Consider the following 23,396-nt stretch of genomic DNA (forward strand, 5'->3'; position numbering starts at 1 on the left):
GTTATGTTTGATGTGAATGTGTTTGTGTGGGCTGTTGTGGCTTTTGGTGTCGTTCTTATCTTTAAAGGGGTTCGACAGGTTCCCCAAGGTGAGGAATGGACGGTGGAGCGTTTTGGGAAATATACCCGGACTTTGAAACCAGGTTTGAAGTTGATCATCCCGCTAGTGGACAATATTGGCCACAAGCAAATTGTTATGGAGCAGGTGCTTGATGTGCAGCCTCAGGAAGTGATTTCGGCAGATAACGCCATGGTGACCACCGACGCTGTTTGTTTTTATCAGGTGTTGGATCCAGTAAAAGCTTCGTATGAGGTGAATAACCTAGAGCGCGCGATGCAGAATCTGGTAATGACCAATATTCGTGCGGTCTTGGGTTCAATGGAGCTAGATGCCATGCTTTCAAACAGGGATACGATTAATACGGCCCTCTTAACTAAGGTAGATGAAGCGACTAACCCCTGGGGCATTAAAGTAAACCGAATCGAGATTAAAGATATTACTCCGCCGAGAGATCTAATTGATTCGATGGCCAACCAGATGAAAGCTGAGCGTGAAAAACGAGCTCAAATCCTATTGGCTGAAGGTGAGCGTGAGGCGGCGATTAATGTAGCTGAAGGTGAAAAGCGTTCACAGATTTTAAAAGCTGAAGGTGAGCGTCAGTCTGCTTTCTTAGAGGCTGAAGCGCGTGAGCGTGAGGCTGAGGCTGAAGCGAAGGCGACCCAAATGGTGAGTGCCGCTATCGCTGAAGGTGATGCGAAGGCGATTAACTACTTCGTAGCCCAAAAATATGTCGATGCCTTAGGTGAGATCGCCAGTGCGGATAACTCCAAAGTCATCATGATGCCATTAGAAGCCTCAAGCGTTATCGGATCAGTGGCTGGAATCAAAGACCTGATAGATAGCAGCAAAACGGTCGCCTAGAAGTTAAATAGCTGAAAAGGGTTCTTTTAAAGAGCCCTTCGCCTCCCAAAGAAACAAACTTAAATATTAGAGGTAATACCATGGAAGCGATCCAATTTATAGCCGATATGAATTTCTACCACTGGCTCACATTAGCCGCCGTATTACTTATTGCGGAAATAGCCTTGCCAGGAGGTTTTTTTCTTGGTGCAGCAGCAGGTGCTTTGTTTACGGGCCTAATTCATATCTTGATGCCAGAGATGAGTTGGCAATTAGCTCTTACTATTTACTCGGTGAGTTCTGTCGCTTTTAGTTTTTTAGCGGTGACAAAAATGCGCGGCGTATTGGATTTTCAGTCAGACCACCAAAACTTAAATAATCGTATGGACAATTTGTTAGGCGCACACGGAGTTGTATTGATGCCAGCCGGAGAAGCCGCAAAGGTAAAAATTGGAGATACCTTGTGGGGAATAGTACCCGATGCCAGCTTGTTTGATCAGGCCGAAGTAAAGGTGGTCGCTGTAGAGGGAACGAATACGGTATGTGAGTTACTGCAGCGATAAATCGATTTGTCGAAACCGGAAAGCGAATACGACACACTCTTGAATGCGCCTAATAATCAATTCTAAGTGATTGATTTATAAGGAAAACTGGACGCGGTTTTCCTTTGGCGCTATGATTGTTGGGCTGAATTAAATTTTCTGAGGTTTGCGCTATGCAAGGTGATAACAAAGTTATTGAATGGCTGAATAAACTGCTTGAATATGAGCTTACGGCTGTAGATCAGTACTTTATCCACTCCCGCATGTATGAAGATTGGGGCTTGACCAAATTGTATGAGCGAATCGGTCATGAGCGTGATGATGAACTAGGCCATGCGGATTTATTGATTCGCCGTATTCTATTCCTAGGTGGCGTACCCAATATGGCCAAGCGATCGCCAATGAACATCGGCCAAGATGTCCCGGCTATGTTGCAAAGTGACTTGGACCTCGAGATTCATGTGGGTAATGAATTGAAAGAAGCAATGGCCCATTGCGAGTCTGTTAAGGACTATGTAACGCGTGATACCTTGTTGCAGATGCTAGATGATACTGAAGTCGATCACGAGTATTGGTTGCGTCAGCAGCTGGGTCTTATTGATCGTATGGGTATTCAGAATTACCTACAATCAGTAGCGTAATTCAAAATGGCCCCTTCTCCTTCCACGGGGGCCATTCTTTTCACTTTTGATTGTTAACTCCTAAGCAGGCCCGCTTTTAACAATCCTCTTCAGAAATCCGGCTGTAGGCTGATTTTTATATAAAAAACTCAGGAATATTACTGATTTTTGTAATAAATTTCGCTGGCCATCATAGCCTTATTTGGCGTTTCAATTTATTCTAATCTCTTGCAGCTCCCATTAGGGCTGAAAAATGTTTGTGTGCAGAGAGGTTGTCAAAGTGCGTGTACTGATCATCGATGATCATCACTTGTTCCGCAGTGGTTTGAAGTACTTGCTGGCTGGGCTAAAACTCAATACACAGTTCCTAGAGTCGGGTAGCTGTGATGAGGCAATTTTGTTATTTGATGCTGACGAAATTGATATTGTTTTGTTGGACTATTACTTGCCTGGTCAAGATGGCTTAAGCGCTTTGAATATTGTCAGAGAGCATTTTGACTGCCCTGTAGTGCTCATCTCAAGCGAAGATCAGGCCTCTGTTATTCGCAATGCTATTGCCGAGGGGGCAGCAGGCTACATTCCAAAAGCCTCATCCCCGCAAGAATTGGTGGCGGCCCTTAAATTAGTGTTGGCACAAGGGGTATATTTGCCCCCCGGTGTTTTAGGGCAATATGAGCTTAAGCAGTGGAATGAAGAGAGCCAAGCTAAGCGAGAAGAGATCTTGTCAGATCTTTCTAGCCGCCAATTGGCGGTTTTAATGAAAGCTGTTCAAGGTAAAGCGAATAAAGTCATTGCTCGCGAGTTAGATATTGCCGAGGGAACGGTTAAATCCCATTTGTTCGCCTGTTATAAAGCGCTTGGAGTTGATAATCGAACTGAAGCGGTATACGCAACAGCGGCACTGGCATTAATTCCGGCGAAAGAATTTTCAATGTCACCGGCTTAGTTTTAATTTTTATTGCGTTGCAGCTCCTCTATCATTTCTTTTTGTAAGCTGTTACTGGCTAGTGGTTTATGTAAAAGCTTAATATCGGCATCTTTGGCTTGCTGTAAGCGCTCCGGGGCGGTGTCGCCACTGACCAAGAGGGCGGGCAAATTGCTGTTCTTCTGGCGTAACTCTTGAATAATATTGATGCCGGTTTCTTGTTGGCGCAAGCGTAAGTCAGCTATCACAAAATCGATACTCTGTTGCTCCCAATGCTCAAGAGCTTGCTGTTTATTTTCAGCGAGAGCAACGTTAAAGCCCATGTTTTCTAAAAGCAGCTGAGTCGCTCGAGAAACCTGAACATTATCATCGATCAATAAAATTTTTATATCTCTCGTCAAATCATCACTTGGTGGCTGCTCTATCATTGAGCCGCGTTCTGGTTTTAGCCCGACCTGTTGTGGAAAGTGTAGATAAAACTGTGTTCCACGAGTTGATGACTCTAGTCGCAGATCAATATTTAACAAAGAGCAAAGCCTTTTTACAATAGCGAGGCCTAGGCCCAGGCCTTTGCTGCTATCGCGTTCACTGTTGTGTAGTTGGTAGAACTCTTCAAATACTCTTTCCTGCTCTTCTTTAGGGATGCCAAGGCCATTATCAGAAACGCAAATGCACAGGTTGTCAGATTCGATTAATGCAACCTGAACAGTGCCTTCGTCGCTGTACTTAATGGCATTGGCAATCAAGTTTTGCAGTATTCGGATAAGCAGCACTTCATCGTTCATAATGTCTATAGATTTATCTATTATGAATTCAACTTCGATGCCTTTGTCTTTTGCAACAGGCTTAAACTCTCTTTCGAGTTCCGAGAATAGCGCATTAATATTTACTTGCTTAAGCTGCGGCTTAGTAATGCCAGCGTCTAGTTTGGAAATATCCAATAGAGCATCTAATTGTTTGCTAAGAGTGCTTACAGCGCCATTCATATGTTCAATGATTTCTTTGTTGGACTCTTGCTCATTTTGCATCTCAAGGGCAGCGCAAAAGATAGATACGGTATGTAGTGGTTGTCTCAAGTCATGGCTGGCTGCGGCCAAAAATTGGGTTTTAGCCCGATTTGCAGAGGCTTCACTCGTTAGGCTCGCTTGCAGTTTTTTGTTGAGCTTGGCCTGCTCTTGTTGCGCGATAAAAGCTGAGCTGAAGCTCTTAAACATGTCTTTTGCTAAGCTCAGTAGAATTACCCCGAACATCAAGCAAAGCACTGAAACTATATAGCCAGCGAATAGGTTTTCAGGATGCGGGCGCAGAGCCCACATAATGCTGATGGGTAGCAAGCTGGGCAGTAGATAAGCAATAAATATATCGCGTTTGCCAAAAGTTGTAGCCACGGCTCCAGCAGAGATTCCTAACAGGATCATTGTCTGAATAGCCTGTTCTAACACTGAAAAGTAGGGGAAGAATAGGCATGAGCTACCGTGTGCGATGCCGTTCACAGCACTGAGCATGATGGCTATCTCATTGGCCTTTTGTACGTTTTGGTATGAGGCAATCTTTGGAAGTACCAAGGCACGAACCAGCAAGCATAAACCTGAAAAGAATAGCCAGGAAATAACAAGCTCAGCCGCCATATATTGCCAAGCAAAACTTGCAATTAAGGCCATGGCCAAGATGATTGGGTAGGGAACCCGCCTAGATTGCCCTGCTATCAAGCGCAGTATTTCTGCATCGACGAGTTGCTTATCAAAGTGGCTGTTTAGCATGTTCTAATTCAAATATTAGTGTTTTAAACAGTTTACGCGAGTCGGCTGTTGGGTGCATGTGCTTGCCAGCTATTCATGCAGGGATAAAAACTCACTAAGCATTAAAAAGGGCCTAGAGAACAGACCCGGGTGAGGAAAGTTAGTGTTTGTTCTTTACTGTTCTCTGGTGGGCCTTGAAGCGAGGGTTGGACTTGCAGATAACATAAAGACGGCCTCTGCGCCGAACGACCTGGCAGTCTTTATGGCGTAGCTTGGCCGATTTCAATGAGCTCAATACTTGCATTGCACTTACCTTGTTGCTTTCTACTCTTGTTTAGATTTCAAGCTACGCTTTTTAAAGCGGCTATTGAATTGAGCGATACGCCCCTCAGCTTTGGCTTGGCGTTGTTCTCCGGTATACACGGGGTGGGATGCGCTAGAGATATCTAGGTGTATCAATGGGTAAGTCTTTCCGTCTTCCCACTCAATGGTTTGGCTAGATGTACACGTTGAGCGAATCTTGAAATCCTGTCCGCAACTTGTATCGCGAAAAATGACGTAATCGTATTGGGGGTGTATGTGCTTTTTCATGAGGATCAAACCGTGGATATCAATAGTATGATATAACATATCCCAAATGACATGTTAATGCAAATCATTCCCATCAAGAGATTGTGATCGCGGTGGCGCCTCGTCTTTTATTTACTATTGATTATCTCCTGGGCTCTAGAGGTATCTGACTTAAGTTATCCCTATAATTAAGGCTGCTAAGGATATGGCTATATTGTTAGTGGTCTTGAACAATTTGTGATGATTTATAGATGAAACTTGCCAAAAATGTCAGCGTTTTAAATTATGGAGATCAACTTGATGGCTAGATCTACAAAAATAGAAGGCTTAACGCTGTACCAAAGTTTGCTTTGCCCGTTTTGCGTTAAAACCAGAAAAGCCCTTAAAAACTTGGACATGAAAGTAGCGATGAAGGACGTTGGTTTATCTGGCAAGGTAAAGCAAGAGTTGACTCGTGGTGGTGGTAAAGGGCAAGTACCTTGTTTGCGTATTGAGCGTAAAGGCGAGCCGACAAAATGGCTGTATGAATCCAATGATATTATTCGCTACTTCAAGGATCGAAAAGCCAATAGCCTTTAATAAAAAGGCTATTGGATCGATGACACAGCTAGAGTCTTAAATTAGATAATACAAAGCCATGGCGGCGTTCAATATCATTAGGGTGAAGTCAGTAAGGAAAATAAAAAGCATCAAGCCTTTTACCTGCCAAACACCTTCTCCGCGTCGATTTTGAATAACTACAGGCACATTGTGTGCGAACTGAGTCCCGTGAGCTATCGACATGGTGCATAGTAAAACTGACCATTGCGCTGCCCTATCAAACAATTCCGTATTGAATATCAGTAGTAGATTAAGAGCCATAAAGGCTAAATTAAATCCTCCGACAAACTTCCCCGACATGATCAGTGTTTCCATTACGGGGGTGTCTCTATGCTCTTTGGGTACGACTATTTTGGCGAAGATTCGCCCTCGAATATCAAAGGTGTGAAACCCACCGAAAAACCAGAGGGCATTGAGAGCCAAGAGTATTTTTAGTGCGAGGTCTTCCATTGTGATTCCAGTTTATTTTTTAGAGCTATTCTATTCGGAAAGCCCTGTAAATGCTGAAGTTTTATTGGCTCCGAATCGGGGTCAGAACCCAAGGGTTCTGACCCCTGTTTTCCGCAGGGCATAAAGGCCCTCGCGGACTTGAACTGCGGAGCTATCTTGGGTTTATGAAGAGCGAGACGAGTGTTTTAGCACGTTTGTTGAAGTTTGAGGGAGGATAGTGCACCCATGGGCATAAATGCCCTCGCGGACTTGAACTGCGGAGCTATCTTGGGTTTATGAAGAGCGAGACGAGTGCGTTCGCACGTTTATTTGAATTTAAGAGGAGAATGGTGGGCCCTCGCGGACTTGAACCGCGGACCTATCAGGGGTTTATGGAAGGCGAGTCGAGTGCTTTAGCACGTTTGCTTAAGTTTTAGGGAAGGATGGTGGGCCCTCGCGGACTTGAACCGCGGACCTATCGATTATGAGTAATATCTGAACATATAATCCGGGTGATCGCTAAATCAGACTGTTTAATTAACTTATTGCTTTAAAAGAACTTTATATAGTCCCTTGTTGCTTTAGGTAATGTACAGTCATTTTACTTTGTAACCCCGCTGTAACCCCGGAGCACACATGGAGCGGCAGTTCACTTTCACTAAACAAGCGATAGAAGCTCTGCCTCTTCTCAAGGGTAGGGTTGAGTATAGAGATCTAAAAATTCCAGAGCTAAGACTTCGTGTTTCAATGAGTGGCGTTAGGAGCTTCTCCGTATTTAAGCGTGTGTCCAATGGAAGGCCAGTTCGAATTACAATTGGAAAGTACCCTAATGTATCTCCGGCAAGGGCCCGTAGTATAGCCTTGAAGCACCTATCTGATTTGAGCATTGGTATTAACTTCAACGAAGAAAGGCGTGTCAAAGAGATGTCTCAATTGACTCTAGACAGTGTGTATCAAGCGTACAAGGACCAGAAGCCTTTAAAGGCAACTACCTTGAACGGATATGACGGTGTGATGAGAAACCACTTGAAGAAACACATGAAAAGACCACTAAAAGAAATTGGTAGGCAAGAGGTGGTCATGATTCACTCTAGCATTAAGTCAAAAGCTCAGGCGGATCTTACGATGCGTGTTCTTCGAGCCTTGTTTAATTTTGCCAAATATGAATATTGCTACCAAGATGGCAGTCCAATCTTTCCTGAGAATCCCGTGGGCATCCTGTCCCATCGAAAGCAGTGGAATAATGTCCGTCGTAGACAGACACACCTTAGACCAAGTGAGTTTTCAAAATTCTACTTGGCGATGAAAAAGATAAGAAATTCTGAAACCCTTACAGGGAAATCAATCTGTAATGCAATGTTTTTCGCACTTCTAACAGGCTTGCGAAGAGGGGAAATATTTAGGCTGAAGTGGAGTGATGTGGATTTGGCGTCGAAAATAATTACTATCCATGAAACCAAGAATGGGACGCCGTTAGAGCTTCCGATAACCAAATATGTTAATCGAGTTTTAAAACAACAGGATCGAAGTTCAGAGTATGTATTTGCAGCGAAAAATGAATACGGAAGAATACAAGAGCCGAAGAAGGTTGTGGCAAAAGTTAAGAAGCTATCATGTACAAGCTGTGACTTTCATGATCTTAGAAGAACATTCGCTACAACAGCTGAAAGCTTAGATGTGGGAAGCTACAAGCTTAAACGGCTAATGAATCATTCAACAGGCAGGGATGATGTCACGGCTGGATATGTCGTTCTTACTGCGGAGACACTTCGGGATTCTTCCAAAAGAATACAGCGCTTTATAGTCAAAAGGATCAAAGCCGAATGCGGCTTTAGTCCGATAGTTTAACTTCTAAGTACACTGGTAAGTAACTAGTCGAGAAATCTAAGATTTAGGTTAATCTATCTTGGGAAAGTGGAGGATATATGGCTACTAATTACCTTACAGTTGAGCAAGTTAGCAAGAAATTGCATGTTACGGCAGGAACGATCAGAAACAGAATATCTAAAGGGGATCCTATGCCACCCTCAATTAAAGTTGGTAGAAGACGGCTTTTTCCTGAGGACGAATTTGAAAGTTGGATAAAATTGAGGCGTTGTATATAGCGGTTAAAGTTATACGACTATTTGTAGTAGCTCAGACTTGATCTGACAGTTACCCATTTTAAACCGGCGTCTGTCAGTTTAGATCTGAGCTAAATTCTTTCCAGCCCAAATCGATTTCCCATCAAGTAAAGTTTCCATTGGCGTTCTGCCGCAGCACATCTTGCCTTGATGAGTTCGTTCATTGTTATAGTATTCCATCCAATCGTCCAGATCTTTTTGCAATTCTTCCAGCGATGCATAGAGCTTCTTGCGGAAAGTAATCTGGTAAAACTCATTGAGGATGGTTTTGTGGAAACGCTCGCAGATGCCGTTCGTTTGTGGCGACATAGCCTTTGTCTTGGTGTGATCGATGTCATTAATCGCAAGATAGAGCTGGTAGTCATGCTGATCTACACGCCCACAATACTCAGTCCCGCGATCCGTTAGAATCCGAAGCATTGGTAGTTCTTGCTGTTCGAAGAACGGCAAAACCTTGTCGTTCAGAGCGTCTGCCGCTGTGATCGGCGTCTTGGTTGTATAGAGCTTACAGAACGCAACCTTACTGTACGTATCGACAAAGGTTTGCTGGTAAATACGACCGACACCCTTGAGATTACCTACATAGAAAGTATCCTGAGAACCCAGATAGCCGGGGTGCGCGGTCTCAATTTCACCGCAGGCCTCGTCATCATGTTTCTTTTTCTCAAGCGCTGCGACCTGAGCATCACTGAGGATAATGCCTTCATTGGCGACTTTCTCTTCCAGGGCTTTTAGGCGTTTTTTGAAGTTCTCCAGGTTATGGCGCACCCAGATCGAGCGAACACCACTGCCTGAGACAAAAACACCGGCCTTACGCAATTCATTGCTGGTACGGTGTTGGCCGTGGGCTGGCTGTTCTATGGCATAGGACACCACAGCCTGCTCCGTCGCCTCATCAACTCTATTCTTGGGGTTGGGTGCTCTACGGCTCTTGTTAATCAGATTATCGATACCGCCGTCTTCAACAAGCTCTTGGTAGCGATAAAATGTATCTCTGGATACACCCATTACCTTACAGGCTTTGGATACGTTACCCAGCTCTTCCGCTAAATTCAGCAAACCGGCTTTGTGTTTAATGATGGGGTTGTTAGTATGGATCATGAGAGTTACCTCTTTGTTTTGATTAAAGCTTCGACACCTTTATCAAAACGGGTAACTCTCTCTTTATCAAGATGATGTGTCAGATCTGGTCTGAACTTCTACAGACTATTAGTCGAAGATGGATGTCGGTCACCTATTCATAGTAGACCGAACAACTAACTAAATCATCTATTGGCCAAAACCTTGTATAGCTTTTCGGAAAATAAGTTCTTTCCAGAAAGTTGTTCATAAACTGGCATCATTTTTTTTCTAAATGGGAGATCGAAGTCCGAGTGCAAAGCTGTAAGCCATACAGCCCATCGCAGCGATTTTGGCTCATTGCTTAATCGATCGAATCTTGTTAGGTCATTGGATAGAACATAACTAATGTTGGACGACCTAATGGCGTATAAAATCAACCCTAAACTTGTACATTTTAACTCTTTCTCTTTCTTCATTATTTCGTTTTCTACTACTAGTCCGCTCAACATGGCATCCAAGCCTACATTCAATATGAACTGGTCATGTCTATATCCTGAAGATTGAAATTCAATATGATCCTTAAGCCACTTCTGTGAGTCTGCTCTCGATTTCTGGATCCAGTCAAGCTGAGCTGCCTTGCAAGATTTTAGGTGCCCAATCTGTGTGAGAGTATACTTGCCCCTAATCGTTTCCACATACCGAGACATTATTTCCCTGACGTCCTTACTTGCTGGGCAATTGCCAAGCAAGTAAGGCTGTTCTGAAGAATATGCAGCACTTACAGCTGAGTCCAAACATGTGAATGCCGTCGTGTTCAATGAAAATAATACTAATTGAATTCCGAATAATAATCGCACGACCATTTTACTTTGTTCCCTATCAGTGGGGTTAGTAAGGAGTAGTATTTAAACCTGGCGCCTGGAGGTAATGGCTTGGTTGTATAATAAAATGAATATCTTTCTTTGTCGAAATATAATTCAATTGTATTCCTGTTGAGTAAAGCCCAGTCTCCATTTACTGCCGAATTATTGTCAAGTTCTTTCGAAAGGTCATCAAGGATGAAGTGACCGTCTGAATAGAGATCAATCGTGAAGTTCGATTCGCACCCTTGGCTTGAAAAACCTTTTGATATCTCAATGTTGTGAGGGTCACTGCTCGATTCCGTTTTCTGCGAAGCAGAAAAAAGTATGCCTACTATGTTGTTGTCAAATGAATAGTTTTGGAACTCAGATTGAAATACAACCATATTGGGTAGTGCTTTTTTTAGAGTCTGAACGGTATCATGTTGTGATGATTTGGTTAGGCAGCACCTTGGTAGAATGACCACATGACTTGAAGGGAGGTCCTCGTGGTATGCTGGCTGAAAAATTATTTTGTGGCCTGATGAACGCAGTGCGGATAGCACTTTTCTTTCTATAGGGGTGTTTGAATGTATTGAGACTGTTTTATGAACACATGACAAAGATAGGTATGACAAAAAGACAAGCGTTAAGATCGAAAAGAACCTAAATTTCATCGTATCTCGTTGACCTCACCAGACTTTACCTCAAAAATTCTATCGGCTGTATTGACCTGACTTTCTCTATGTGCTGCTATAACCCTAGTAATGCCTAGTGTTTTGAGCGAATTGACAATTATCTCTTCGTTAGCACTGTCTAAATTAGAGGTGCTTTCGTCTAGAAAAAGGAAAGATGGTTTGTTGTATAGCGCTCTTGCTAAATATATACGCTGCTGTTGTCCCGCTGAAAGGTTGGAGCCTAGTCCTCCTACAATGGTGTTGTACCCCATTGTTTTTTTTGTAATATCGTCATGAATTGCCGCTAGCCTAGCTGCGCGTTCTATATCCTTTTCGTCTGGGTTTTCGTCGAAGAATGATATGTTTTCAGATATAGACCCTGAAAAAAGACGGTCATCTTGAAATACTGCACCAATTCCTCTTCTAAAATTGCTCAAACCAAAAGCTTCGGAGTCAATACCATTCAAAAGAACCTTGCCTTCTGTAGGGCGTATTAATCCGCAAAGTATTTTCAAAATGGTAGTCTTACCTGAACCTGATTGTCCAACAAAGGCAATAGTCTCACCAAAATTTATTTTTAGATTAACGTTTTCTAAAACGTTAGGTTGGCCATATGCGTATTGGTAACCAACATTGACGAGCTCAATGTCAAAACCCTCTTTCGGTAGCTCTGCTTTGCAGGCTGTTCCTGAATCTACTACCTCACGTTTAGCGCTAGTTATATCGTGGAGTCGACTTAAATGTGTATCTAGCAGCCTATATGAAAAACACCCACTAAGAAAGGAGTTTAAGCGATTAGAAAAGATCGTTCGGTAAGCTAAGTAAGCAAGTAACAGTCCCAGGGTAAATTCCCCCGATATAACAAGCTCAGCGCCCAAGTATACTACCGCCATCGTTTGAAGGCTGTTAAGGATTAATAAAGAGTTCTCGTTGATTGATAATAAGTAGTTCTTTTCTGAAGACTTATTGACAGCAGTAGAAAGTATTGAGCTCCACCACGAGAGCCTGACGTCCTCTTTAGAATAATTTTTGATAATATTGATGGACTGTAATGTTTCTAACGTGTTCGTCTGCAGTTTTGCTTGATTTCTTATCTCTAGATTTTCAACATATTGAGCTTTTTTGGCAAGACGAACAGAAATAAAAGACTGTACAACTGAAAATGAAAATACTGCAAGTGATAGGATTGGTGAGAAAACAAGCATGACTATAAAAGTGCTGCATAAAACAAATATATCTATCAGAAGATTGGGAAGACTGTGTGCAATGAAGCTTTGTACGGGAACAATTGAATTGATTCTGGTTTGAATGTCGCCATAATTTCTAGAAGAAAAAAAGTCGGCTGGCAGCCTTAAAATATGCCTAAACAGCCTCTCCATAATGTAATATGATGATTGCGCTGAAAAATCTATGATTGTAATTGATCTTACAAACCTTGCTAATACCTCAGCTAGTGCTATGACGGAAAATGACAGCGTTAGTATCAATAAGAGATTTTCATCGTTGGCCGCCAAGGCATCATCGACCACATACCTAAGGTAAAGGGGGGATGCAAGAAGAAAAATCTGCACGATTAGTGAGAGAGTTGCAATTCTCGCTATATTGGAATACAGGCCTGAAGCGTTTGAAAATAAATCTTTGATTTTCAATTGTTCATTAACGCTTTCAGAGGTGGTGAAGTCATCTGAGGGTACTAATTCCAGTGCTACTCCTGTAAAGCTGTCGCTCAACTCATGTAGACTTACTTCTCGTTTCCCTTCTGACGGATCTGTAATTTGTACAGTGTTTTTATTTACACTTTCCAATACTACAAAATGATTGAAGTTCCAATGGATGATGCATGGTAGTTTTAAATCTCGTACCTTTGCTAAGGAGAGTTTTAAAGCTCTACATGTAAAGCCCTCGGAACTAGCAATGGAAATTAAGTCCCTTATGCTGGCGCCGCTGGATGAAAGTTTATACTTTTTTCTAAGGTTAAGTAATCCAGATTCGTTACCATGCCTGTCCATAATCATGGCTATACAGGCAAGCCCGCACTCTGCTGATTCTGATTGGTATATTACTTTGGGTGACTTTTTATATGGAAATGCTAATAGCTTCATTTTTATATTTTTCTTAGTTGTCTGCTATATTGATAAAAAATTTTGAAGAAAAGCGAATACCTTATTGTTTTCTACAGTTATGACACCTGATAATTTCATACCTTCCAACATCTTACCTCTATACTGAGATGTTTGTTCATTGTTTGGTAAGTGAACTAGAACACTGTACATCGAAAGTTTCCCTCCATCTTTGCTACTTGTTCGTATGGATCCTTTCGAAATTTCAGCTACTTTGCCATTTAGCACCCCGTACTTTTGATGTGATATGCCATGAAATTTTATGGAGACATCCATCCCTTTTGAGACTTGATGGGCGTTGTCTGCGGGTACTTGCAAGACGCAAACCAATTCGGCTTTGTCAGGAGCTATCGTTATTACTGGCTCCCTTTCAGGTTGATAACTTGAATTCCTGGCATGCACCAAAATTACTTCACCAGATAAAGGGGATAGTACTTCATATGAATAGTTTCTTTTTTGAAGTAAGAGGTCACGTTCCAGGCTTACAATTTCTTTCTCTAAATCATTCTTTTGCTTTTTTGAATCTATAATTTGTATTTCAGTGTTTAATTCCCTTTCTGTAATATCGAGCATTGTTGTCTTAATTTCATTCTCTATATTGCTAATCCTAACCTTTGATTTTAGTGAGTTTTTGTACAGCCGTTCTCTTTCAATGCTTGTCACGACACTCATGCCTGATTCTCCTTTATATGACGCCAACCTCCGTATGTCTATATCTAATGATTTTCGTTCTTGATCAAGTTCAAATTTCAGGTCGCTTAATTTGTTTTTCCTTTCTTCTCTAAGACTTGTAGTCCTACGTTTTAGCGTTTTCAGTTTCGACTCAATAACCTCCAAAGTGTTATGACTAATTTCTATCTCCTTCTCTATGTAGGATATAGGAGAAATGAGCTGATTAGAGCCCGTAATTATTTCTCTTTGCTGGTCAATGGTAAATAGAACATCTTTTTCAGATACTCTTGTACCTTCTTGAATTTTGTATTTTGATATGTAGCCCTTTTCAGGGCGATAAATATGTACTAGTGGGACGTTATAGGTAACTTCACCTTCGGCAATTACTTTTACAGTAAAATCCAAGAATAGTGACAAGGTTAAAAGCAAGCAAAACACCAATAGCACTGTATTGAACGCTAGTTTGGTAGACGGGCTATCGAATAGGATTTCGCCTTCAAACTTCGGTTTTTGGCTGTTGATTGCTTTGGTGCGGAATATTGAAGGCATAGAGTATAATTAGTAAACCGATTATTTTTACTTGGGCAATTGGTCTATAGGCCATTTGCATATTAGGCATGTATCACTATAAGGCTCTATGCTTGCAATAATGGCTTAAGAGCTGTAAGAAACAGACTTTAAAAAGTTGGCCCTAACAATAGGTTGTGTCTCTTGGTATCTAGAAATCAACTGTCTAGAAAATGCTTTAGCAATAACCCATTCCCTCTCTATATCAAGCCACGCCCACTGGCCTTCCGGATTGCATTCAAGAAACCAGTATGCGCCACTTTCGTCGACAATCATGTCGATTGCCCCACTAAACATTCCACTTTTTCTCATGTACTTAAATAAATTCTCTCTGACTTCCCTAGGTAGGTCGACAGGCTCAATTTCAAGGTGGAATGACCCTAGACGCCAGTCAAGCTTTGTGTACTCTTCTTTTTGGGAGTCAATTTTGTGCGCAAATATTTCGCTTCCGACTATGGTGATTCGCAATTCATAGTCTTTGCGAATTTCTTCTTGTACAAAAATTGGACATGAATTTATTGCTTTGTCATCGGTGTTAGCGACAGTCTCTCTATCTAATCGCATTGTAGACATGTGTCGCCCATTGGATATGCGAGAAGTTTTATCGTCGGATTCAGGAGAGGGAGGGATGCCATAACCGCTTGCATTGCTTTTTACTATGGTTTTCCCGTGTCTATCAAGCATATCCAATATGCTGAACTTACTTGTCGTTAGCAGAGATGCAGGGGATTTAAGACCGCACGAAGCTGCAATACATTGTTGGTAGCCTTTGTGTCTGGACATGTAAACAGCATTGCGATCGTTAAGGGTTCTGTTTGGAAAAATAGCTGAAATGGTAGTGTAAAAAGCTATCCACTCTTGGTGGCAAACATTTAGTGCTCTTTCCTCGACCTCATAGCATAATGGAGTTTCGGGAACTACTTTTAGACGGGTCCAAATAATAAAGTTCTCACCTACCTCCATGCCGTCAAGTGAAAACTTTACTTTTCCATTAGTGTCGATTTCTAACGAGTAATTCCCTTTCGCTTCGAAAGGATCGACAACGACCACATTGATACCCAGTGGGACAATATTCTCAACTACTTTGTTGATATGATGGTCCCTATCAGATCCAAATACAATTATTCCTTCAAATTTCACAACTACTTTCCATCCAAGTTAATGTGGTAAATAAAATTTATCTATTTCTTAGGTTCTCATATAGTTAAATAGAAGTTCGGCGGAGGCCGCCGAACAAAGTTTTAAATTCCGCCATTAAAAGGAAGGCCGCCTCCACCTATTGTGGTATCGTCGCCTTCACCATCTTCGTCTCCAGATTGTGTTTCAACGGTTCCATCGCTGTAAACTATAGTTGTACCGCAGGTTCCACCACCACTTGGGAAGGATATCTCTTCTGGAAGAAGCTCTCGTAATTCTTCGCTGTGTTTATCATGCATATCCAAAACAAGAGGTTTCTTAGCTTCTAGAGTATTCATACTTTAAGTTCCTTTTTTAAAAAATGACTGGCCAATTACTTATGGCCAAGTAAATGCTGCATCAAACAACAAATTCTTTCAATAAGAATTATTCTCAATGATGATGCGCGCGACATTTTTTTGAATTTTCATGAATTTATTCCAACGATGGTTCTAATTTAAAAAATTTAATTTGCTTAGGTCTGAATTAAATTTATGCAGAAAAATCTAGTTAGAGGTTTTGGATTGTTGAGTTCACTTTCTTAGTGCGTCGTTTTTTAAAAAGTTGATACTAAGAGTGTGTGAGACTTTTTAAGACGATACCTTGGCTATTTTTAGTAGTGCTTGGTTTAAAATAGAAGGAAGAAGATTTTTTAAGTAGTAAGGGGGGGATCTCTCTCAACTGGAGATTTCGTAAGGAGATTCAATAGGAGTGATTGTGTTCACACCCATATTTATTCGAGTTTAACTAAGAGTATTTTGTTAAATGTTTGTATCTTTGAAAGGAGTGAGGGGAAATGCGTAGTGTTGGCGTCCCTGCGGTAAGATTTAATTCATGAAGGGTTTTCCTTTACATTGTCTCATTGGTTTGTATATATTCTTTGTGCAGTCATTTGCCGTGCCTAGCCTAGCCTAGGCAACGGAGGTGTTTTGTCGTTTAGCTCGTCTTTTTGCGATTATGATAAATCAGGTGTACTCCAAAGTGCGCCACCGTTCACAAATTTATTCTGGAAGGAATCAGAGAGCCATGAAAATATCTAAATATTACTACTTTTGAAATTTGTTGCATTTATTGCCTCTATACGCTGTTAGGCGTGTTTCTGTACATGCTTGCTGGCTAGTTATGTCGTTGAGAATTTTTAGTTCATTACGATGTCTCCATTCGCAATTATCCGGGTGCGTGTAAATCATCTTTGTGCACAGTTAATTTCCAAGATATAGGATTTTCTTGATAAGGAGTTGAGGGGATGGCATCAAGAGATGTAGAAGATCTTTCAAAAGATGTGCTAGATAAAGCTAAATTGGTACAAAGGGTCATGAGTGAAGTAGGTATAGACTTGCTAATCTATTGCACGCTTCGCTCGTTAGAGGAGCAGGCTAGGCTTTACCGTCAGTCTCGATCTTGGGCGACGATCAGAAGCAAGATACTTGATTTACGTGATAGTGGGCATGGCTACCTGGCCCAGGTTCTCGAAGAGGTTGGGCCTTGTAGTGGCCCACACGTAACTAATGCAGCTCCAGGTGAATCCTGGCATAACTATGCGGAAGCCTGGGATGCTGTGCCGCTAATAGGCGGGAAGCCAGCATGGAATTATTTCGATGCCAAAGAGCAGTGGGAGGCATACGGGGAGTGTGTTCGTCAATCAGGTATGTTTTGGGCAGGGGATTGGACTAACTTTCGCGAATATCCGCACGCGCAACTTCGATTAGGTAATAATCCCCTTAGCGAACTCTCCCCTGATGAATCTCGCCAGTCTTTGACAGACATTGGTTTATTAAAAACTTAAGGAAATAGGGTTATGCTTAACATACTAGCAATGCTCCCCACAATCTTCTCTGCGATTTCTCAGTTCACAGAATTGTTCGATGCCGGTAAAAAGGTGTTTGAAGCGGTTACTGATAAGCCTTCTAGGTCTTCTACTCCAGAAGAATTGCAGCGAGAAGTAGGTCAACTTAGCCAGAGCCAACAGGTATTGTGGGCTACTCAGATGCAGCAAAGTATCGATTTATATAAAGCTCAAAGTGATCGGCTGAATATAGAGCAAGGACTGATTGACGGGAGTATAACAAGCAAATTGACAGCCGAAGCAGCGAGCGAAATTGCACTAGTTCGGCAAACTACGAGGCCTTGGGCTGTAAGGATGATGGTGCACTATGTTTTTTTTCCTTGGTATCTTATCTTGATAGATCTCTCTCAGGAGTTAGTTAATAGATGGTTGTTGAAAGGGTTGTTCAGATTTGAAAATTCAATCGAAATTTTTAAAACATTTGACTACGTTTTCGGTGGGTCGGGAGTTGGTGGCGCTGCGCAATCTGCAGCGCAGTCTGTTCAAACTCTTACTAGCGCCTCGACCGCTATGAGTACTATGTACATGAATAGTGTGGGTTGGGCGACGTCTATAATTATTGCTTACATGGGGTTGCGTGAATACAGCAAGGCAATGGGTACAAGCGGAGATTTGTTGAATCCGGGGCCTGCTAAGCGGCCGACTACCGGAATAGTTAGCGGCATTACAGAAGCTTTAGCTTCAGGGGCAGACTTGGTAGGAAAGGTTAAAAGGGTGTTCAAGAGACAATAGATTTTAGACCTTTCTAACTACGATTATAGTATTCCTTATCGGAAGCTGATGGCTAAATTAGATCATGTACAGGAGTATTTATGAAACAAGAGCATTATATCGCTACAGTAGGGGGAGCATTCCTGCTGGTTTTGGTAGACTTGATGTGTAACTTGAATGCAGCGACGACATTGAAGCTGGGTACTGTATTGGAGCTATACATATTTTCCAATATTTCCATAGGTAAAGGGCTCTTAGGTCTTCTTCTTGTTTTGATTTCTAGTGCGTTTCTTTGTTGGGTGAAGCAACCAAAGGACAGGGCTGCCTCTTTGACGTTAGGGCTCTCGATTTTCGCAGTATTGAATGCAGTTACTCCATACTCTATTGTTTCAGATGGGAAGACTGAAGGCGAGCAAAAAAAAGAGGTTAATAAAGGCCTAGCGAACCACATTAGTATACCTTTGGTTTCTCAAGCATTGGCGCAGGACAAATCCTCCACGCTACAATGTCGAGCGGGTTCAATTGCTGCTGATTCATATTTGAATTCCGAAAAAAATGTATCTTCTTGTAAGCCCTATTTTTCGGGATTATTTGGTTTGGGCTCCTTCTTTAGTAACACCATTGAGTATTGCTACTCTGGTGTTTACTTGCCTAAAAATCAAAAGGTGAAGTATATGTCGAGCTGGGAAACTAGTATACGCTCATATAGGTATACGAAGATTGAGTTCGATTACGAAGGCAAGGTTTGCGAAGGGTGGGTTTCCGATGGGCGGAAGGATACACATCACGTAATTAAAAATTCATGAGTATTGGAGCTCAAGTAAGAAGTGATGCATAGTTAAATTGGAGTGATGCGTAACTCAATTCGTTTGTCGGGTATATTGTTTTTAGGGCCCTTGACGCGAAGCTCGGAATATTAAAGATCGAGTCTAATAAAGTGTAGTTAACAATTCACTTTCAGTTACTCTGTTAGACCTACAAGGAAAAGTTTGGATAGAATGGTTGCGGGATCAGAGTTGATCCCAGGGCTACCCAACGTAAATTGGTGCCTGTCAGTTTATATTTGGATTAAGCTTTTCCTCAAAAGTTCAATTACTACCAAGTAGTGTTTCCATCGATGTCTCCTTGCGGGAGTATTTTCCATAGAGTAGGCACCTAACACAAAATAGGTAGGGGGCCTAGAATGCTTTTTGCCAAAGGTGTTGTTGAATAATCGGTCGAATTCGAAATTAAGATTGAAAAGATGATATTAGAGTTTAATGTTAAAGTTATCGATATTCATAATTTTCTCAATCTGCACTCTATGACGATTTACAGGTGGTAATAGGGGGTAAGAGGTCAGGTTTCCTAGTATTCTATCTTGAGAAATAAGCATGGCTATAGAGTTTGGTCAGAAGAATACAGGTCGTTACAAGGTGGCGAGATTTGAGTGCTGAGAATGGGTTTGCTAGAAATGAAGGGCCAATAGTCTTTTTAAAGAATGGAAGCGGGACCTGAAGGAAAAAAGGTCAGCGGTTCAGGTTTATGGCCGACAACTGTAGTACTTTTGGTGACAGATAGTTTTTCAGAAACTTAGAAGTTTCAGTGTCAAGATTCTACAAATGGCTTGGAAGATCTTGTGCTGCTAGAAGTGCAGATTGCGATTACGGTGATAAGGGAAGTTTTCGAGCAGTCAATAGACGCTACAGGAGTGCTGTCGTTGGTTAATAAGTCACATTAGGCGAGTATGTTCCCACTGGGAGACATATGTCAAAAGAGAGAAAATCATACCCGTGCCCAGAGTTTGGGCACACGTAGTAGAGCTAAGAGAAGTAGCAGGCTTTACCCAAGAATGCTCTGCGTTAGCGGCCGGGGTCGGTCGAGCACTATGTCAGTATTGTTGAGCGAGGCGAGCGTAATGTAAGCCTGATAAGCATCTCTCGATTTGCCGACGCTCTAGGCCTTCATCCTTCAAGGTTGTTTGAGTTCTACAAGACAGAAGATCAGTAGCATCTATTTTTCATCTATAAAGCCACCGGCTTTGATAAGAAATCTACTTTCACCGCGTCACTACAATAATGTAGTGACGCGGTAGGCAACCCCAATCACCATAAGGCCTAGACCCTATTTTCCTGAAGTGACGCAAGGATTACGAGGGGAACGATTTCATTCTCAATTTAAGATACTTCCAAGCAATCCATTCACGTGTGGCTATTGCACCCTCAATAGCAAAACCGCCCCAAACAGGGCCTTCCCAGCTGAGTGTCACCACCGTGACAACAAGGCAACCACTAAAAGAAAGGAGAACCATCGACATTCAAACCCTCATTAAACCTTAGCCCTAACAAGACACGCTACGGTTTATGGCAAATTGCCAAATGGGAGTTGTGTCCCATGCCCTTGGATGAAATCTGATTTTCATCACTCTATTGCCCTAAGCTCTAGACTGGCATAAACACTAACCAAACGAGATAACACTAAACTAAAAATCAGCTGGTCAATGCGGCTAATTCTATTATCGATCTGCTCGATGTGCTTCCCGCCGACTGTTCCTATAGTTGCTTTCAAGTCTTTGCTCTGCAATAATTGTCCCTAGTCCCGGGACTGGGGACAAGCCTGTTTCTTGGGAGAAACATATGAAAAGCCATGACATAGGGCTATTGCTAAAGCTCGTAGCTCTGCAGAATAGAGTCTCGCAAAAGGCTGAGCAGGGGGATGACTCCCTATATACCGCTCGAGGCTTGGAGCAAGAGACTGGGATCAGCAAGACCCAGATAAACCTGTCACTGAACCGCTGTTTTGATGTGGGTTTGGCCAAGAAGGACAGGAAATCAGGGGTGCCTGTGGCCAACCGGCGAGCCTTGTCGGACTTCATCATCTATGGCCTGAAGTATGTGTTTCCTGCTAAACCAGGTGAAATCACCCGTGGAATACCAACCACCTTTGCGGCACCAATTCTGGAAGACAAGCTGATCAGTGCTGGAGACTTCATTATGGTGTGGCCTGATGCCAATGGGGATTCCAAAGGGCAGGCCATTGAGCCGCTGTTCAAATCTGCGATCTATGCGTCAAAAAGAGATCCAGAGATGTATGCTTTACTCGCATTGGTTGATGCGATTAGAGTAGGGCAACCAAGGGAGGCCAATCTGGCTGCAGAGATGCTTGAGCAGCGCCTATAGGAGTAGGAGGTTATGGCAACAATAGATGTGTTACAGGGAATGTTAGAAGCGGTTGCGGAAGCTCTTGGACCTGAATTGCGTGAGCAAATGACCTTCGTTGGTGGGTGTACCACGGGCCTGCTTCTGACCGACGATGTTACCAAGGAGCAGGTGCGTTCGACAGATGACGTGGATCTGATTGTCCATACCATGGGCTATGTGGCTTACGCCGCCTTACAAGACAAGCTCAAAGAGCGTGGCTTTAAGGTGCAAATGCCGAACTCGGATGAAGAAGAGCCTATTTGCGCCATGAAACTGGGGGATCTGCGGGTGGATTTTATGCCCGATGATGATTCCCTCGGTTTCACCAACCGCTGGTATCAGAAAGCCATGGAGTCAGCATCTGATCACCAATTGACGCCTAGCATAACCATCAAGCTCGTTACCCCAGTGTATTTTGTCGCAACCAAGCTTGAGGCCTATAAGGGGAGGGGGAATGGAGATGCCCTCCAGAGTCGCGATATCGAAGACATCCTAAACCTTGTAGATGGCCGCAAAGAGCTCATTCAAGAAATCCAGTTATCTGATTCAACTGTTCAGGCCTACATAGCTGGGGAGCTGGCCGAGTTGTTAAACGATCAGAACTTTGAATACGCCGTTAACAGCCAGGCCAATAACAATACTGATCGTGAAGGGATCCTATTTGAACGTTTAGAACAGTTGGCCGCATTCAGCACAGAGCCGTAAACATACCTCAGGTCTGGTATCTAAAATGAACATCACATGGACGAGTAAACAAGGATCAAAGCGCAAACTAAACAGCGATGCGGTCGCTATTGCGTATGTTGAACAATACCTGATCGCTATTATAGTGGATGCCGCTGAACGGGAATTTGATGGTCGATTACTGATTGGAATCAATGATAAAGGAAAACGTTTAGCTCAACATTGGGCGGACAGTTGCCTATGTGACATCGTTTCACACGTAGCGTACACGGACGAGAACGTTTTAATCGATATTTTACGGTCAGCTCAAAGCCAGCTTAGAAAACACTACCTTCACGATATCGCCAGTTACGGGCTGCTCATTCTCAATAGGGACTCGTATCAATTCGACTGGTGGTTCACGGGGGATTGCCGAGTGGGTACTTATCAAGACCAATGCGAAATTAACTGGCTAAATACCCCCCATCGTTTAGTAAACCAAACGTTTATAAACGGACAAAACAGTCATAAAACAGAGGGAAACGCATCAGTTCAAAATCAGTTATTAACTAGATCCCTGAACGCAAAAAGATTCTCCGCCCCTGAGAAAGTTAGTTCTTGCCTAGACTCAACTCAAGGTCTAGTACTGGCTACAGATGGATATTGGTGTGAGCACCTGTTTCAAGGTGGAAATTTGGATGATCTAGAGGATGATGCGAGTAGGTTGATGATGTCCCAGGGTAATATGATTTTAAAGAATGAAGCAGACACACCCAATTTGTTCGTTTGCTATAAGCAATAGCTCTTCGAAGGTTGGTTGCTCAAGGTTAATGACTAAAGCTACACTTTGCCTTCGGAAACTGAGTATTTAATTGTCTGTTGGTGTTATTAATGCAAGATCAAGAATCAGGGGCTAAAGCGGCGGAGTGGGGTATAAAAAATGCTCGATATATCGCAAAGCAAATTGGTGCTCAGTTGTTAAACAAAACGAGTAATACCTGTATCTACAATGGCTCCAGTGCCGTTATAAAAAGTGCAAAAGAGAACACCAGTAGCGTCGTAGTTACCGTAAGTATGGTCAATACTTTAGACTATGTCATTGGAGCCTTTGAAAGGAGTGACGGATTATTCCACACTTATTTGTTGCCTATGGATAAATTTCGAGACAATGATAGGGAGTCGATAACGGGGCGAGGGAAAGTTAGATTGGTTTCACGTTCCGTATTTGTAGAGCAAGGCTTTCTTATCGGGAAAATACTACCATTATGACCTACGAGATTGTAAGGTTTGTTCGCTAGGAGCCAATGAATCATAGATATAAGTTACTTAGATGTACAGGCTTAAACTTGAATTACTCCCGAAGCAAGTTGGAGCACTATGTAACCTGACAGTTAACGACCCAAGCGGATACTAACCAATGTATACTGCCTTCGGGG

At 42.5% G+C, this 23,396-nt stretch carries 23 protein-coding genes; 14 read left to right on the plus strand and 9 right to left on the minus strand.

What is annotated here, in order from left to right; genetic code table 11:
* Positions 1-3 precede the first annotated feature (3 nt).
* The 4 genes from Q1A08_RS13855 (at position 4) to Q1A08_RS13870 (ending at position 3,008) form a co-directional block, all read left to right on the plus strand.
* A complete protein-coding gene (locus Q1A08_RS13855; protein ID WP_299773901.1) occupies positions 4-921 on the plus strand; it encodes an SPFH domain-containing protein in 918 nt (305 codons plus the stop codon).
* Between the two features lie 80 nt (positions 922-1,001).
* Positions 1,002-1,463, plus strand: a complete 462-nt coding sequence (locus tag Q1A08_RS13860; protein WP_299773903.1) for an NfeD family protein — start codon at positions 1,002-1,004, stop codon at positions 1,461-1,463.
* Between the two features lie 152 nt (positions 1,464-1,615).
* A complete protein-coding gene (bfr, locus tag Q1A08_RS13865; protein WP_299773905.1) occupies positions 1,616-2,083 on the plus strand; it encodes a bacterioferritin in 468 nt (155 codons plus the stop codon).
* A gap of 259 nt (positions 2,084-2,342) precedes the next feature.
* On the plus strand, positions 2,343-3,008 hold the full coding sequence (locus tag Q1A08_RS13870; RefSeq protein ID WP_299773907.1) for a response regulator transcription factor: 666 nt from the start codon (positions 2,343-2,345) through the stop codon (positions 3,006-3,008).
* A gap of 2 nt (positions 3,009-3,010) precedes the next feature.
* Here the strand turns inward: Q1A08_RS13870 and Q1A08_RS13875 are convergent, their stop codons facing one another.
* From Q1A08_RS13875 to Q1A08_RS13885, 3 genes are all read right to left on the minus strand, one after another.
* Positions 3,011-4,747: a hybrid sensor histidine kinase/response regulator gene (locus Q1A08_RS13875; protein ID WP_299773910.1), complete on the minus strand. Its 1,737-nt coding sequence runs from the start codon at positions 4,745-4,747 to the stop codon at positions 3,011-3,013.
* A gap of 139 nt (positions 4,748-4,886) precedes the next feature.
* Positions 4,887-5,030 carry a type B 50S ribosomal protein L36 gene (ykgO, locus tag Q1A08_RS13880; protein WP_299773912.1) on the minus strand — a complete coding sequence of 48 codons (144 nt, stop codon included), beginning with the start codon at positions 5,028-5,030 and terminating at the stop codon, positions 4,887-4,889.
* 20 nt (positions 5,031-5,050) lie between these two features.
* The gene (locus tag Q1A08_RS13885; protein ID WP_299773914.1) at positions 5,051-5,317 is read right to left on the minus strand and encodes a type B 50S ribosomal protein L31; all 267 of its coding nucleotides are present in this window, start codon (positions 5,315-5,317) and stop codon (positions 5,051-5,053) included.
* Between the two features lie 279 nt (positions 5,318-5,596).
* Between Q1A08_RS13885 and Q1A08_RS13890 the strand changes: the two genes are divergently transcribed.
* The gene (locus Q1A08_RS13890; protein WP_299773916.1) at positions 5,597-5,875 is read left to right on the plus strand and encodes a glutathione S-transferase N-terminal domain-containing protein; all 279 of its coding nucleotides are present in this window, start codon (positions 5,597-5,599) and stop codon (positions 5,873-5,875) included.
* 36 nt (positions 5,876-5,911) lie between these two features.
* Here Q1A08_RS13890 and Q1A08_RS13895 read toward each other — a convergent pair whose 3' ends face one another.
* Positions 5,912-6,346: a hypothetical protein gene (locus tag Q1A08_RS13895; RefSeq protein ID WP_299773918.1), complete on the minus strand. Its 435-nt coding sequence runs from the start codon at positions 6,344-6,346 to the stop codon at positions 5,912-5,914.
* Between the two features lie 615 nt (positions 6,347-6,961).
* Between Q1A08_RS13895 and Q1A08_RS13900 the strand changes: the two genes are divergently transcribed.
* The gene (locus Q1A08_RS13900; protein WP_299773920.1) at positions 6,962-8,173 is read left to right on the plus strand and encodes an integrase family protein; all 1,212 of its coding nucleotides are present in this window, start codon (positions 6,962-6,964) and stop codon (positions 8,171-8,173) included.
* Positions 8,174-8,250: 77 nt separating this feature from the next.
* Positions 8,251-8,430: a helix-turn-helix domain-containing protein gene (locus Q1A08_RS21510; RefSeq protein WP_363323536.1), complete on the plus strand. Its 180-nt coding sequence runs from the start codon at positions 8,251-8,253 to the stop codon at positions 8,428-8,430.
* A gap of 78 nt (positions 8,431-8,508) precedes the next feature.
* Here the strand turns inward: Q1A08_RS21510 and Q1A08_RS13905 are convergent, their stop codons facing one another.
* The 5 genes from Q1A08_RS13905 to Q1A08_RS13925 all read right to left on the minus strand — a co-directional run bounded on the left by Q1A08_RS13905 (position 8,509) and on the right by Q1A08_RS13925 (position 15,860).
* On the minus strand, positions 8,509-9,549 hold the full coding sequence (locus Q1A08_RS13905; RefSeq protein ID WP_299773922.1) for an IS481 family transposase: 1,041 nt from the start codon (positions 9,547-9,549) through the stop codon (positions 8,509-8,511).
* Positions 9,550-11,022: 1,473 nt separating this feature from the next.
* Complete coding sequence (locus Q1A08_RS13910) at positions 11,023-13,128, minus strand: peptidase domain-containing ABC transporter (protein WP_299773924.1); 2,106 nt, start codon at positions 13,126-13,128, stop codon at positions 11,023-11,025.
* Positions 13,129-13,152: 24 nt separating this feature from the next.
* Positions 13,153-14,367 carry an HlyD family efflux transporter periplasmic adaptor subunit gene (locus Q1A08_RS13915; protein ID WP_299773926.1) on the minus strand — a complete coding sequence of 405 codons (1,215 nt, stop codon included), beginning with the start codon at positions 14,365-14,367 and terminating at the stop codon, positions 13,153-13,155.
* A gap of 105 nt (positions 14,368-14,472) precedes the next feature.
* Positions 14,473-15,525, minus strand: a complete 1,053-nt coding sequence (locus Q1A08_RS13920; protein ID WP_299773928.1) for a hypothetical protein — start codon at positions 15,523-15,525, stop codon at positions 14,473-14,475.
* A 101-nt stretch (positions 15,526-15,626) separates the two neighbouring features.
* Entirely contained in the window at positions 15,627-15,860 is a 234-nt protein-coding gene (locus tag Q1A08_RS13925) for a hypothetical protein (protein WP_299773930.1), read from the minus strand.
* A gap of 947 nt (positions 15,861-16,807) precedes the next feature.
* Here Q1A08_RS13925 and Q1A08_RS13930 point away from each other — a divergent pair.
* The 7 genes from Q1A08_RS13930 to Q1A08_RS13960 all read left to right on the plus strand — a co-directional run bounded on the left by Q1A08_RS13930 (position 16,808) and on the right by Q1A08_RS13960 (position 23,229).
* The gene (locus Q1A08_RS13930; RefSeq protein ID WP_299773932.1) at positions 16,808-17,347 is read left to right on the plus strand and encodes a M15 family metallopeptidase; all 540 of its coding nucleotides are present in this window, start codon (positions 16,808-16,810) and stop codon (positions 17,345-17,347) included.
* A gap of 12 nt (positions 17,348-17,359) precedes the next feature.
* Positions 17,360-18,139 carry a hypothetical protein gene (locus Q1A08_RS13935; protein ID WP_299773934.1) on the plus strand — a complete coding sequence of 260 codons (780 nt, stop codon included), beginning with the start codon at positions 17,360-17,362 and terminating at the stop codon, positions 18,137-18,139.
* A gap of 80 nt (positions 18,140-18,219) precedes the next feature.
* Positions 18,220-18,924, plus strand: coding sequence for a hypothetical protein (locus tag Q1A08_RS13940; protein WP_299773936.1), 705 nt, complete (start codon positions 18,220-18,222; stop codon positions 18,922-18,924).
* Between the two features lie 1,809 nt (positions 18,925-20,733).
* Positions 20,734-21,276, plus strand: coding sequence for a hypothetical protein (locus tag Q1A08_RS13945; protein ID WP_299773938.1), 543 nt, complete (start codon positions 20,734-20,736; stop codon positions 21,274-21,276).
* A gap of 12 nt (positions 21,277-21,288) precedes the next feature.
* The gene (locus tag Q1A08_RS13950) at positions 21,289-22,002 is read left to right on the plus strand and encodes a hypothetical protein (RefSeq protein ID WP_299773940.1); all 714 of its coding nucleotides are present in this window, start codon (positions 21,289-21,291) and stop codon (positions 22,000-22,002) included.
* A 25-nt stretch (positions 22,003-22,027) separates the two neighbouring features.
* Positions 22,028-22,762 carry a hypothetical protein gene (locus Q1A08_RS13955; RefSeq protein WP_299773942.1) on the plus strand — a complete coding sequence of 245 codons (735 nt, stop codon included), beginning with the start codon at positions 22,028-22,030 and terminating at the stop codon, positions 22,760-22,762.
* An 89-nt stretch (positions 22,763-22,851) separates the two neighbouring features.
* Entirely contained in the window at positions 22,852-23,229 is a 378-nt protein-coding gene (locus tag Q1A08_RS13960) for a hypothetical protein (protein WP_299773944.1), read from the plus strand.
* Positions 23,230-23,396 lie beyond the last annotated feature (167 nt).

It is taken from the genome of uncultured Pseudoteredinibacter sp., assembly GCF_947500695.1.
Classification (GTDB): Bacteria; Pseudomonadota; Gammaproteobacteria; order Pseudomonadales; family Cellvibrionaceae; genus Pseudoteredinibacter.